This window comes from Actinoallomurus acanthiterrae (genome assembly GCF_054775715.1).
The window spans coordinates 6,870,835-6,882,996 of sequence record NZ_BAAHCO010000001.1 but is presented as its reverse complement, the minus strand read 5'-3'; the positions used below and the strand labels follow the sequence as shown (position 1 = coordinate 6,882,996).

The 12,162-nt window shown below is 65.7% G+C and carries 11 protein-coding genes and 2 pseudogenes; 7 read left to right on the top strand and 6 right to left on the bottom strand.

Going from position 1 to position 12,162, the window contains the following annotated elements:
• The first annotated feature begins 170 nt into the window (after positions 1-170).
• On the top strand, positions 171-956 hold the full coding sequence (locus tag ACYVF7_RS32315; RefSeq protein WP_460348155.1) for a Tn3 family transposase: 786 nt from the start codon (positions 171-173) through the stop codon (positions 954-956).
• A 228-nt stretch (positions 957-1,184) separates the two neighbouring features.
• On the opposite strand, the pseudogene ACYVF7_RS32310 reads toward ACYVF7_RS32315, so the two are convergent.
• Positions 1,185-1,370, bottom strand: a pseudogene (locus tag ACYVF7_RS32310) (IS982 family transposase); the annotation flags it as partial.
• A 118-nt stretch (positions 1,371-1,488) separates the two neighbouring features.
• On the opposite strand from ACYVF7_RS32310, the gene ACYVF7_RS32305 reads away from it, so the two are divergent.
• A complete protein-coding gene (locus tag ACYVF7_RS32305) occupies positions 1,489-2,181 on the top strand; it encodes a hypothetical protein (protein ID WP_460348153.1) in 693 nt (230 codons plus the stop codon).
• Between the two features lie 7 nt (positions 2,182-2,188).
• On the opposite strand, the gene ACYVF7_RS32300 is transcribed toward ACYVF7_RS32305, so the two are convergent.
• The 4 genes from ACYVF7_RS32300 to ACYVF7_RS32285 all read right to left on the bottom strand — a co-directional run bounded on the left by ACYVF7_RS32300 (position 2,189) and on the right by ACYVF7_RS32285 (position 6,863).
• Entirely contained in the window at positions 2,189-2,443 is a 255-nt protein-coding gene (locus ACYVF7_RS32300; RefSeq protein WP_460348151.1) for a hypothetical protein, read from the bottom strand.
• A gap of 5 nt (positions 2,444-2,448) precedes the next feature.
• Entirely contained in the window at positions 2,449-3,684 is a 1,236-nt protein-coding gene (locus ACYVF7_RS32295) for a reverse transcriptase domain-containing protein (RefSeq protein WP_460358222.1), read from the bottom strand.
• A 250-nt stretch (positions 3,685-3,934) separates the two neighbouring features.
• Entirely contained in the window at positions 3,935-6,247 is a 2,313-nt protein-coding gene (gene ltrA, locus ACYVF7_RS32290) for a group II intron reverse transcriptase/maturase (protein ID WP_460358219.1), read from the bottom strand.
• Between the two features lie 127 nt (positions 6,248-6,374).
• Positions 6,375-6,863: a winged helix-turn-helix transcriptional regulator gene (locus ACYVF7_RS32285; RefSeq protein ID WP_460348149.1), complete on the bottom strand. Its 489-nt coding sequence runs from the start codon at positions 6,861-6,863 to the stop codon at positions 6,375-6,377.
• 49 nt (positions 6,864-6,912) lie between these two features.
• Here ACYVF7_RS32285 and ACYVF7_RS32280 point away from each other — a divergent pair.
• From ACYVF7_RS32280 to ACYVF7_RS32260, 5 genes and pseudogenes are all read left to right on the top strand, one after another.
• A pseudogene (locus ACYVF7_RS32280) lies at positions 6,913-7,056 on the top strand (hypothetical protein); the annotation flags it as partial.
• A 7-nt stretch (positions 7,057-7,063) separates the two neighbouring features.
• On the top strand, positions 7,064-7,678 hold the full coding sequence (locus tag ACYVF7_RS32275; protein WP_460348147.1) for an SDR family NAD(P)-dependent oxidoreductase: 615 nt from the start codon (positions 7,064-7,066) through the stop codon (positions 7,676-7,678).
• A gap of 80 nt (positions 7,679-7,758) precedes the next feature.
• The gene (locus ACYVF7_RS32270) at positions 7,759-8,316 is read left to right on the top strand and encodes a hypothetical protein (RefSeq protein ID WP_460348145.1); all 558 of its coding nucleotides are present in this window, start codon (positions 7,759-7,761) and stop codon (positions 8,314-8,316) included.
• A 320-nt stretch (positions 8,317-8,636) separates the two neighbouring features.
• Positions 8,637-9,368 (top strand): DUF899 domain-containing protein, encoded by a 732-nt coding sequence (locus ACYVF7_RS32265; RefSeq protein WP_460348143.1) that lies wholly within the window; start codon positions 8,637-8,639, stop codon positions 9,366-9,368.
• A 30-nt stretch (positions 9,369-9,398) separates the two neighbouring features.
• A complete protein-coding gene (locus ACYVF7_RS32260; protein ID WP_460348140.1) occupies positions 9,399-10,076 on the top strand; it encodes a DUF5134 domain-containing protein in 678 nt (225 codons plus the stop codon).
• A gap of 644 nt (positions 10,077-10,720) precedes the next feature.
• On the opposite strand, the gene ACYVF7_RS32255 is transcribed toward ACYVF7_RS32260, so the two are convergent.
• Positions 10,721-12,142: a DHA2 family efflux MFS transporter permease subunit gene (locus tag ACYVF7_RS32255; protein ID WP_460348138.1), complete on the bottom strand. Its 1,422-nt coding sequence runs from the start codon at positions 12,140-12,142 to the stop codon at positions 10,721-10,723.
• Positions 12,143-12,162: the final 20 nt, after the last annotated feature.

Below are 12,162 nucleotides of genomic sequence, written 5' to 3'. Positions count from 1 at the left end.
ATCAGGCCGACCCGCTAAGACTGATTAGTAGAAGGGGCGTCCTCTCCTACCTCCGCGCCGCCCCGGCCGGATGGCGCTGGGCCGGTCATCGTCACTCGAGGGCGCGGGCGCCGCGACCAGGGAACGCTACCGCCGGCACGCGGAGAGCCGGCACTTCATCCCGTGCGGGGTTGGTCTACATCATCGAGGGCTTGTTGAAGAACGCCTCGGAGATCCAGCCGGACACCATCCATGCCGACACCCAAGGCCAGTCGCTGCCGGTCTTCGGCCTCGCCGCGCTGCTGGGGTTCGACCTGCTGCCCCGTATCCGCAACTGGCACGACCTGATCTTCTACCGGCCCACCCCGGACACCACCTACCAGCACATCGACTCGCTGTTCGGCGACGAGGCGATCGACTGGCGGCTGATCGAGACGCACTGGACCGACCTGCTGCGCACGGCGATCTCCATCCGGCAGAACCGCATTTCCTCGGTCACCCTGCTACGCCGCCTGGGCAACCACTCCCGCAAGAACCGCCTCTACCGGGCTTTTCGCGAACTCGGCCGCGCCGTCCGCGCCATCACGCTGCTGCGCTACCTGTCCGACCCGGACCTGCGCGAGCAGATCACCCAGGTCACCAACCGCAACGAGGCCTTCCACGGCTTCGCCGACTGGCTCATGTTCGGCGGCAAGCTCATCGGCCACAACGACCCCGACTGCCAAGAGAAGATCATCAAGTTCAACGAGCTGCTCGCCAACTGCGTGATCTACTCCACCGCCTGCGACATCACCGACGCCGCCAACGCCATCGCCGCCGAAGGCCGTCCCGTCGACCCCGACAACCTAGCGACCATCTCGCCCTACATCACCCACGTCATCCGCCGGTTCGGCAACTGGATCCTCAACCTGACCCCGCCGGCCGCCGCCCCGACCACGAACCTCGATCTCGAATCCCGCGTCCTGTTCGCGCCATAAGCGACGGGCCCCCGTGCGAGCCGCCCGGCGGCCGACCTCTCGCGGTCCTGGAACACCAGGGCACCTACCAGGGGGACGCCGAGGACGACCGGGCGTACCTGAGCGCGCTCATCGACGCCCTGGAATGCAGGCTGCTGCCCCGGATGAACGGCATCCGCGACGCCGCCGTGCGCTGCAACTATCTGCCGCTGCTGGAGGCGTACTACCGCTCGCACCGCTCCGCGCCCGCAGGTGTTTGCGGGCATACCTCAGCCAGTGCCGTTCGGACGGGTAGCGCAGCACTTGCATCACCGCTAGACAGACCAGTTCTGCGGGGGTCAAAAGCGGGCGGCGGCCGCTGCCGCGTGGCCGGTCGATCAAGTCGTCGGTCTCCACGTAGAGTGCTGTCACGAGGGTGTCCAGATCAACGTCCACGAGGGGCTCCAAGCTCGACGTCGGGTAGACAACGCCGATCCTCGACGCCCTCGGCCACCCTAGCCCTGCAGCGACACAAGCTTGACGTGAGCTGATTCCGAGGATCAGGAGATCCGTCGTGACCGATCACACGGACAGCGTTCCCGACACCGGGTCGCTCACTTTCAAACTCTGGCTTCCTCGTTGGGACTCGCGCGACGGACGCCTGCGCTGCAGGTTTCAGGCGACGACGATGGGGCTGACTCAGCTCAGCAAGGGAACACCGCAATGCATGACCCGGTTTCTCGCCGAGCTCGGCCAGACCGAGGCAAAGAACATCACCTGGTCGACTCACCGGTATCGGACGACGTTTTTCTCCGACTTTCCCGACGCCGATGAGTGGGAAGACAGGCTGGCGATGACATGGGCAGTCGAGATCGAAACCGACAGCGACGCTGACCCTGAGGACGCCGGCACACACGCCCCCGGCCCTCACGGCAGCCACGCCCACGACACCACCTTCGAGGAGACGGACGAGGACTGGGAACGGACCCGCGACCGAGTGTTGATCATCGCGGGCACGCCGTACGGATCCGAGGTCGACGTGGCCTCGCTCGAGGCCGTCGAGGGGATTCTTGCGGCAGACAGCGACATCTTCGACGGCATTGTTGTGCTCGACCTGGGAGAACTCAATTTCCCAGAGGGAATGCAACGGGTCGACGCAGTGCTCGAGCGTTGCCGTGAGCAGGGGCTCCGCACCAACTGGAAGGACCCGGCCCCGGTCAATCTGGCAGCGATACGCAGCCAGATGTTCAAGGCATCAATCATCTAGTGCCGCGTCATGCAACGTTGGTCATGTAACCGGTCCAGGTGCGGATGGTTGATTCGGGGGCGAAGTCGCGTTTGGGCTGGGCGTGGGCGTTGCGCCAGCGGATGTAGCCGGCGATCGCGTCGCCTTGTTCGGTGTGGGTGCGGTGGTCGGTGCCGGACAGGGCGAAGTAGCGCAGGGCGGCGAACTCGGCTTCGTCGGGTAGCCCCGGCGCGTTGCCGCGCCGGGGCCCCCTCAGTACCGGCCGTGCCCGCTTTCCGGGCAACCGGCTCAAGCAAGCCCTGGAGGCTCGTGGGCGGGCAGAAGTGCCGGGATTTTGCCGTCGCCGATTCGGTGGCGGCAGTGGGTGTGTATGAGACGCGGGCCGATGTGCTCGTCCGGCTCACCGAGGTCCGCGGCAGGGGTGATCGCGTGTTTGCGGATCGCTCTGCGCGTGGCCGTGAGCCATTGTTCCCACTCGCGTGGGCTTTGTGGCTCGTGGTCGGCGTGCAGCAGCAGTCCCCAGCAGAGCGGGCATCGGCCATGTTGTTGGCGAAGAAGACGCCAGGTGGCCGAACCCATCGGGGACTTTGTGCGGCGGCGCCGCTCGGTCCAGTAGCTGGTCAGGGACGGGTCATCAGGGGATGCCCGGCCTGCCACCATCCGGTGCCGGATAATTTTCGTCCAGGCGAATTTGCGGAGGTAGAAGCCGGTCTGTGGGCTTCCGAACACCCACCGGTCCTGTTTGGAGGGATTGAACATGCCGAAGTACCGGGCGATGATCCAGCGTTTCGACTTGTTCGGGTGGGTGAACTTCGCCCATTTGTAGACCAGTCTCCACATGTGGGCGTCCAGCGCGCCGAAGGCGCGTTTGGAGACCCCGATCCGGTAGTAGGCGGCCCATCCGGAGATGATCGGATTGAGCCTGGCGATCATCGCGTCGGCGTTGCTCCCTCGTAGGGCTTTGGCCTCGGCGGACAATCGCCTCCGGATCCGTCGCATCGCGTCTTTGCTCGGCTTGGTCAGCAGCTTCCCCCGAAAGCGCCGGATTTCGAATCCCAGGAAGTCCGCCCCCTGGTCGAGGTGGGTGATGCGGGTCTTGTCCTCGTTGAAGACCAGGCCCCTGGGTTCCAGCCATCGGGCGAGCCGCTGTTTGACCTGCTCGGCCTGCTGCCGGGTGTGACATAGGGCGAGCATGTCGTCGGCGTATCTCACCAGGACCGGGGAGCTGGGGGTGGTGCGCAGGGTGTCGCCTTCCCAGTATCTGACCCCGGCTGCTGCTTCCATGCCGTGCAATGCCACGTTCATAAGCACGGGACTGACCACCCCGCCTTGGGGGACACCGTCCCCGGTCGGGGTGAACCGGCCGTCCTCGATCACTCCCGCTTTCAGCCACTGGCGGACCATTCCCCGAGCGGGGAAGGTTCCCAGCGACGCGAGTATGTAATCGTGGCTGAGCCGGTCGAAAGCCGCTTCCAGGTCGGCGTCGAGGACCCAGGTGAGGGTCTTACGGAGCTCGGCGGGGATGCCGGCGGTTTGCAGGATGAGCGCGTTGCGGACCTGGGGTGCTTTCCAGCCGTGTGGCAGGTGGATCAGTTTGAGGTACCGGGTGGCGCGTTCGACCAGGGTGCCGATCGCCGCGGATTGCTGACCGCCGATGATGTAGGGGTCGGGCCGGGGCGCGGTTCCGGGATTTCTCCCGGCCCGTTTCCCCGGCCCGCCCTCCGCACCGGACGAGCGCGTCTCCGCGCATCCGGCGCTCCACGGGTTCCCCGTGTCAGGTGGCGGCCGTGGCCGCCGCGATGCCCGTCCATGGTGTGGGGATGTTGTTCGCGCGCCATCGGTAGCGAGTGACCTCGACTTGGGTGGTGTCGAACATGACGATCCCGTTGTCTGCCGGGCGGTTGCCTGGCCTGCCGGTCAGGTACTTCCGGTAGAGCTCCTTCCAGGTGATCCCGAGGTGTCGTTTGCGCAGCCATGCCGTGACCCGTCGCCATGCGTAGGCGTCGAGGTAGTGGAAGGTTGCTTTGGAGACCCCGTGCCGGAAGTAGGTGCACCATCCCCGCAGCACCGGATTGAGTTGGCGCAGCAGGGCTTCGAGCGTCAGGTGCCGTGATCTGTTCGTGAGTGCCCGCACCTTCGCCATGATCGAAAGCAGTGCCTTCTTTGATGGGTAGGTGTAGACGTTCTTCTTGCTGGTCCCTGCCTTGGTGCGCCGCTGGATGCGGAACCCAAGGAAGTCGAACCCCTCATCCAGGTGGACCACGCGGGTCTTGGACTCCGACAATCGCAGGCCCAGCGGGGCGAGCACGTCGGTGACCTCCTCCCAGAGCGCGTCCGCGTGGGCTTTGGAGCCGCATACCATGATCGCGAAATCATCCGCATAGCGGATGATCCGGTAGTAGGCCCCGCCGTCCTTGCGGTGCTTCTCCCGCCGCCATCTGGTGCCGTGATCGTCCTTGGCACAGAAGTACTCATCCAGCACCGACAGGGCGATGTTGGCGAGCAGCGGCGAGGCGATGCCCCCTTGCGGTGTGCCCGATGCCGTCCCGGTGACCTGCCCCGCCTCGGGCATGACGCCCGCCTTGAGGAAGGACTTGACCAGGGCCAGGACCCGTTTGTCTCCGACCCGCCGCCGCACTCGATCAAGGATCGCCGAGTGTGACAGTTCGTCGAAGCACGCCGTGATGTCGGCCTCGAACACCCAGTGATAGTTCCGGGAGCCGAAAGCGTGGATCTCGGCGATCGCGTCCTGGGCCCGGCGCTTCGGGCGGAAGCCGTAGGACACCGGCTTGAAATCCGCCTCGAAGATCGGTTCCAGCACCAGCACAAGAGCGGCCTGCACGAGCCTGTCCATCGCGGACGGGATGCCCAGACGCCTGAACTTCAGGATGGCGTCGAGCCGCTCGGTGTCCTCGGCGTCCAGGTTGGCGGGGTTGCGCATGATCCAGCCGGTGACCTGCCGGACCTTCGGCGGCGCCGGTGCCGGTGTGGGAGGGATGGTGCCGGTCCGGAACGGGCGGACGTGGTCGCGGACGCTGGCGTAGCTGCCGCGATAGCCGCGCTCGCGGAGTTCTTCCCACAGGCGGGCTGCGTCGCTGCACCCTTGGCTCCACCGCTGGCGCAGATAGTCCGCGTGGGCGTCCAGAAGTTTGGCGCGACGGCCGGTGCCGTCGTTGACCAGCAGTTCCTCGGCCGAGGTGGCGCGGGCGAACCGCCGGACGGTGTTGCGGCTCAAGGCAAGCTCGGCCGCGATGTCGTGCAGGCTGAGGCGTTGGGCGAGCAGGGCATGGACGGCTGCGTGACGCTCACGGGTGCGCTCGGCCAGCCGGCCCGTCCGTGCCGCGGGCTCAGGTTCCGGTGATGGCGGCACCGTCACGCTGGGCGTGATGGTGGCGGCGTTCAGGCAGGTGCGGTGCTTGGCGACGACGCGTTCGACGGCCTCGCCGAGGTTCTTCCACAGGTGGAATCGGTCGGCGACCTGGATCGCTTCGGGTGCGCCTCGGGCGGCGCCGTCGGAGTAGCTGCCCGCCCGGTCCCGGCAGATCACCTCGACGCCGGGATGGGTGGCCAGCCAGGCGGCCAACGCGTCGGCGGATCGGTCCGGGAGCACATCGACCGGCCGGCTGGTCGTGATGTCGATCAGCACGGTGCCGTAGACGTGACCGCGGCGCAGGGCGAAGTCATCGACGCCCAGCACCCGTACCGGCCCGCCCGGTGCCGGGTCGGGCATCGCACGGATGAGCCGCAGCAGCGTCATCCGGCTCACCGCGGCGGCCAGCCGCCGGCTCAGCCGTGCTCCCGCCCGGCCGCCCAACGCCAGCGCGACCGCGCGCAACGTCTGCCCCAGGCCGATGCTGCGGCGCCCGTAGCGGACGGTCAGGCCGGGCACCTGTTCGCTGAAGATCTTCTTCGGACACGCCGCGTTGTCGCAGAAGAACCGCCGGACGCCCAGCTGGATCAGCAACTCACGGCCCGACACAGCGGTGTCGGACACTCGCCGCTCATACCGGCTATGCACCCGCTGGGCGTGAACACTGCAGGCCGGACAGGCGGCCTGCGGGTCATGGGTACTGGCCTGGATGCGCACCGACCGTCCGGTCTGAAACACCCGGGTGATGCGCAGACGGGCCAGGTGCGGGAACAAGATCGTGAGCAATCCGCTGATCGACACCGACCATGATCACCAACTGCCACTGGCACCGTCGGCAAGATCATCAAATACGTGCCAGAGCCAGAATTCGAGCGTCGTTGACACCTGGGCCTGGCCGGGTCTGAACCTGGATCGGAGCGGGAATGGCATCGCAGCCTCGGCATTGCAAGCGTTGATGGATCTGGCCACCGCAGCCCTGGTGCTCATACACCACTGGCGGGCCGTCGGGTGCTCCCCAGCGGTCACCCCATGTCGCGAGCGCGATGATCACTGGCTGCAGATCCAGCCCCTTCGGGGTGAGCACGTACTCGCGCAGGCCGTGCTCGCCAGAGGGGTGCCGCGCCTGCATCAATCCGGTCTCCACGAACCGTTCCAGTCGGCTGGTCAGCACGTTGGGGGCGATGCCGAGGTTGCGCTGGAATTCAGAAAAGCGCGTGGTCCCACCGAAGATGGTGTCCCGGGTGATCAACAAGCTCCAGCATTCGCCGACCCCCTCCAGGGCCCGTGCACCGGGCAGTTTTGACCATCGTAGGTCCGGCCGAGCACCAACCATCTTGCCCTACTTGCATTATGCTACCAACTGCCTCTAGGTTACTAGCGTTATGCAAGTAGAAGGTTTGGTGGCGCCACCGGCCTCGGACACGAGGAACCCCCCGACGATGGGCAGATTCGACGACCATGTGGCCGTTGTGACCGGCGGAAGCAGCGGGATCGGCCTGGCCACCGCCAAACGGTTCCACCAGGAAGGCGCCCATGTCGCCATCGCCGGACGGGACGAACAACGACTGCGCGACGCCGCCACCACCGATCGGCGAGGACATCCTTACCGTCCGCGCAGACGTTGCCCGGACAGAAGAGATCGACACGATGTTCTCCACCGTCACGCAGGCGCTTGGGCGGATCGACGTGTTGTTCATCAACGCCGGCCTCAAGAGGTTCCAGGCGCTGGATCAAGCGACGAAAAGTTCCTTCGACGAGATCTTCGACACCAACACCAGGGGCGCAGAGCGTGCAACCGCCGTCGCGCTGGTGGGTGCCCGCTCGAGAACGGTGACGCATGCCCGGCGGCGAGTCGGCTGGGTCGATCGGCGCGTAGCGTCCGGGGCTGACCGAGTCCAAGATGAAGCCCTTTTTGTGGATGGTGGGCAGCCGGTCGAAGGCATTGGTCATGAGGCCCTCGGCGCCGCAGGAAGGTGGTGGGGATACCGGAGGCGCGGATCATCTCCACTCACTCACAGGTACCAGCGGCTATCAATATTCTTCTCGTATGATATGAGTTTCATATATACTGATCGCCGGGAAACCCCGTCCGGCATACGCCGGAAGCATGGCCGCGGTGTCCGGGACGCACGCCGTGACCATGGGTGAGTAACCCCTGCGAACAGGCACAGGGAGTTGTGGTGATCGGAAACGACCGATCATCCATCGTGAGTACTAAGGGGATCTGTATGTTGCGCATTACGAGATCTGCCGCCGTCTTCTCCGCCGTGGCGGCGGCCGGCCTCGCCGCCGCCGCGGCCCCGGCGTCGGCCGGGACGACGACCTCCGGACACCCGTTGGGTGCCGCCGCCGTCGCGAAATTGCCCAAGCCGAAGTACTACGCCTCCGGCAGGTGCGTCTGGCACGGCAAGACCGGCAATCGGTGGGCGAGTGGCTACATCAAGACCGACGGCAAGCCGACCAAGGTCGGACAGATCGCGGACATCGTCGAATGGGGTTACGCCTTCGAGTGGAGGCACAACGGCAACCACAAGAACAGCGCGGCCACGGCATGGACGGCGAAACGACAGCTGGCCGGGAGTGCGTGGCGTCTATCCGGCGGGCCCGGTCTTACCGGGCACAACGCGATCGAGGACAGTAAGTACCACAAGGGGAAGCTGTACCACATCGCCGCCATCGGTTATCCAACGAATGGCGAGCTCGCGGTCGTCTTCTGGATGGACTTCGACAAGACCGACCACCAGTGCACGATAATGATCAGGGCGTCGAACCTCAGGCGGCTCTGACCGCGCGGCTCGGTGAGCGTTCCCCCGAACCCGGCCTCTGGGTGATCCAGCCGATCGCCCAGAGGCTTTCAGAGGCTTTTCGGTGCCGGGCCCTCGCCAAGCCCTCCGACCACGAATCGCCCAGTGTTCTTGACTTGAACAGATCCTCCGGTGCTCCGATCGCCTTCAGGGCCGTGAATGGTACGTCTCCAGCATGCTGTCGGTGTCGCCGAGTCGATATATCTAAGGGGAATCCCTCGCTATCGCTGGATTCCGTTTCGAATCACCTCGACCCCCGGCTACGCCGGAGCCATCGAGATAACAAGAGGAGACAAGACACGATGACGGATCATAAGGTTGTCGGCCGCGAGGAGTGGCAGGCCGCTCGTGCGGAGTTGCTTCAGCGCGAGAAGGAGCACACGCGGATGGTGGACGAGCTGGCGCGCCAGCGCCGTGAGCTGCCCTGGGTCGCGATCGAGGAGGAGTACCGGTTCGACACCGACGACGGGACGCGGACCCTGGCCGAGCTCTTCGACGGCCGCTCACAGCTCGTGCTCTACCAGTTCATGTTCGGGCCGAGTTACAAGGCGGGGTGCCCGACCTGCTCATCGATGGCCGACGGCTTCAACGGTCTCCTGCCCCACCTTCATGCCCGAGATGTGACCCTGCAGATGGTTTCGCGGGCTCCGCTGGCGAAGCTTCGGGCATACAAGCAGAGGATGGGCTGGAGCCTTCCCTGGGTCTCCTCGGCGGACACCGACTTCAACTTCGACCTCGGGGTCTCCTACACCGAGGAGCAGGTGAGCGAGGCGTTGTCGAGCCGGGGCGCACACCCGATCGTTGCCCACATGGCGACCTCGACCGGCACGGACGCCGAGGGATACATGTCGGAATCACCGGCGGTGAACGTCTTCACGATCGAGGACGGCGTTGTCTACCACACCTATGCGACCAATTGGCGTGGGGTCGAGTTCCTGATGGGCTACTACCCGATTCTCGACCGGGTGCCGAAGGGGCGTGACGAGGGTGATGCGATCCAGACCTGGATTCGCCGCCATGACGAGTACGTATGACGGCATCGGGGCTGACCTCGGTGGGTTCTGGTGCTGGAACACCGGGCGGGACGCCAGGGTGAGCCTGTTCCCGTATCACGACACCGACCACGCAGGCGCGTGATGGTCACATCGCTGATGGCCAGGTGGCTGCTCACCGCCGTCTTCACCGTGGCCGGGCTGGAATCACTGCTGGCCCTGAGGCGAGTGGGCATGACACGGGCGTCGGACCGGATCTCCGAGGCCTTCCACGTCCTGATGAGCGCGGCTCTGATCGCCATGACCTGGCGATCAGAGCCCGCGTCGGCCGTGTGGTTGCAGACTGCCTTGTTCGGCTGTGCTGCGGTCTGGTTCCTGCTGGCGGGTCCCGGCCAAATGGTGCCTTTGGCGGTACGCAGACTGTCCGGGGTGCATCACGCGCTGACGGCGGGCGCCATGATCTGGATGATTACCGCCATGCCCGCGGACATGCGCATGACGCACGAAGGGCTCGCCCGCGCTGCCATGCCCGCCATGTCCCAGCCCGCCATGTCCCATTCTTCGTCCCATTCTTCCATGCCCGCCGCGGTGAAGGCCGTCAGTGTGCTGCTCGCGGCCTACTTCGCGCTGGCCGCCGTCCTGTGGTCCGTATGGGCCTGCGGCCCCGGTCGACGCGTGAACGGCAGGCCCGCAGCCGGCGACGCCGCCATGAGCGCCGGCATGGCGGCGATGCTGCTGGCGATGCTCTGACCAGGAAGATCGGCGAGCCGAACCCCGGTCATGGGTCTCATTGACGGCGGCAGCGGAAAGACGACGTCGGCTCGCTGAGGCGACCCCTGAGCCTCGGCGCTCACCCCAAGAAATGCACGGACGGCTTTGAAAAGTTCTTGCAAGCCGTTGCCCCTGGCGGCATCGCCGCCAGGGGCAACGGCCTGGCGACGCTCAGTGGATAACGCCGGTACGGGCGGCCCGATGCGGCGGGTGGTGCCGAGCGCAAGCAACTACTCGGTCTGGATAATCACATCTTGCTCATCGGTGCTGCAGCGGGCATTCCGACGCGCCGAGTCTCACAGTCACACCTCCAGGTGTTCCGTATAGTCCCCCTTCACCGGGACGGTTCGCGGAACACCTATACGGAAGACCCTGACCTGGGGCTCCGTTCCCGTCGGCCGGTGTTCCGTTGAGGGATCCCCTAACGGAACAGCCGCGAGCGCTTACACGCCCGCCGCTCCCGACAAAAGCATTTGAGCATGTCCAACGCAGCATTGTTTCCTGCACAAGATCCTCGGCATTCGCGGGGAATCAAGCTTTCGATGGCAATGCGCCAGCAACTCGGACCGCTACGGTGCGGTCCGAGTTGCGAAAACCGGCGCTGATGGTCACATGGTCATCGCCTACCGGGCGGATACCTGCTGGGCGGCGGGCACAGCCACTGTGTGGCCAGTGGTTCGCGCCGGTCGCCGGGGCAGGAGAAGTGCGATGACCGCTCCGGCGAAGGCCAGTGCCGCCGCTGTTGCGATGGCAGACCCGAAGCCGTCGCTGAATGTCTTCGCGGAGCCGAGTCCGCCCCGGGTCGTGAAAATCGCTGTAGTGATCGCGATTCCGAAGGCGCCGCCGAGCTGGCGGGCCGTGTTGAACGTACCCGAAGCAGCACCGATCGCCGCCATCGGCACCGCCTCGATGACAGCACTCTGCGCCGATGGGATCACCATCGCGATGCCGACTCCGGAGATCACGAGTGGGAGAATCAGCGGCGGATAGGTCAACCCCGGCCCGGCGATCAGCGCGATCCACCCGAATCCGACCGTCTGCAGCAGCAGGCCGGCCACCACCAGCGGCCGCCCGCCGATTCGGTTTACCTGCTTGCCCGCGACCGGCGCGACCACGAAGAGTGTCGCTGTCCACGGTGCCAGCAACAATCCGGTGGCCATCGCACCGTGCCGCAGTACGACCTGCAGAAATTGGGCAAAGAAGAACGCGCCGCTGAAGACGGATGCGAACAAGAGGAACCCGGCAGTATTGCCGGCGTAGAAGGCGCGCGTTGCGAAGAAACGCATCGGTATCAGCGGGGCGTCGGCACGCAACTCCCAGCCAACGAATACGACGAGCGCGATCGCGCCGCCGGACAGCGCCGCTACGACCTCGGCGCTAGCCCAACCGGATTCGTTTCCCCTGATCAAACCCCAAACAAGTCCGAACGCTGCTGCGCTCACCAACCCGATCCCGACATAGTCCAGACCGCGCGGGGAACCAGGGTTCTCCTCGAGCCGCACCACAACCATAGGGATCAGCACCGCAGCGATAGGTACGTTGATCCAGAAGATCCACTGCCATGTCAGGTACTGCACAATCGCTCCACCGACGAGCGGCCCCCCAAACGTGGCCAGTCCGGTGATCGATGCGAACAATCCCAACGCTCGCGGCCGCTGCTGGGGTCCGAACGCCACCGACAGCACGGACAAAGCTGCCGGCGCCACCACGGCGGCACCGACGCCCTGGATCGCGCGGGCCGCGATGAGCCAGCCGAGGCTCGGTGCCAGCCCACAACCCGCGGAGGCGATCCCGAATAGGGCCAGTCCGCCCACCAGGACTCGCCTGCGGCCGTATCGTTCGCCCAGGGCCGCGCCGGCCATGAGCAGCACGGCAAACGGCAGAGTGTAACCGTTTACGGTCCATTCCAGATCGGCAATTGACGCATGCAGATTTAGCGCAATCGCGTGTAGGGCCGTCGTGACAACCAGCGCATCCAGCGAGATCATCAACGATGCTATCGATGTCAGCGCGAGCACCCAGCGCTGACCTGTCGTCATGGTCATTGGGCGATGCCCTCTCGAAG

Excerpts from the sequence above, each read along its gene's own strand:
- ACYVF7_RS32285 (WP_460348149.1), bottom strand. The coding sequence starts at position 6,863 with ATGGTTGGTGCTCGGCCGGACCTACGATGGTCAAAACTGCCCGGTGCA.
- ACYVF7_RS32275 (WP_460348147.1), top strand. The coding sequence starts at position 7,064 with ATGTCGCCATCGCCGGACGGGACGAACAACGACTGCGCGACGCCGCCA.
- ACYVF7_RS32270 (WP_460348145.1), top strand. The coding sequence starts at position 7,759 with ATGTTGCGCATTACGAGATCTGCCGCCGTCTTCTCCGCCGTGGCGGCG.
- ACYVF7_RS32265 (WP_460348143.1), top strand. The coding sequence starts at position 8,637 with ATGACGGATCATAAGGTTGTCGGCCGCGAGGAGTGGCAGGCCGCTCGT.
- ACYVF7_RS32255 (WP_460348138.1), bottom strand. The coding sequence starts at position 12,142 with ATGACCATGACGACAGGTCAGCGCTGGGTGCTCGCGCTGACATCGATA.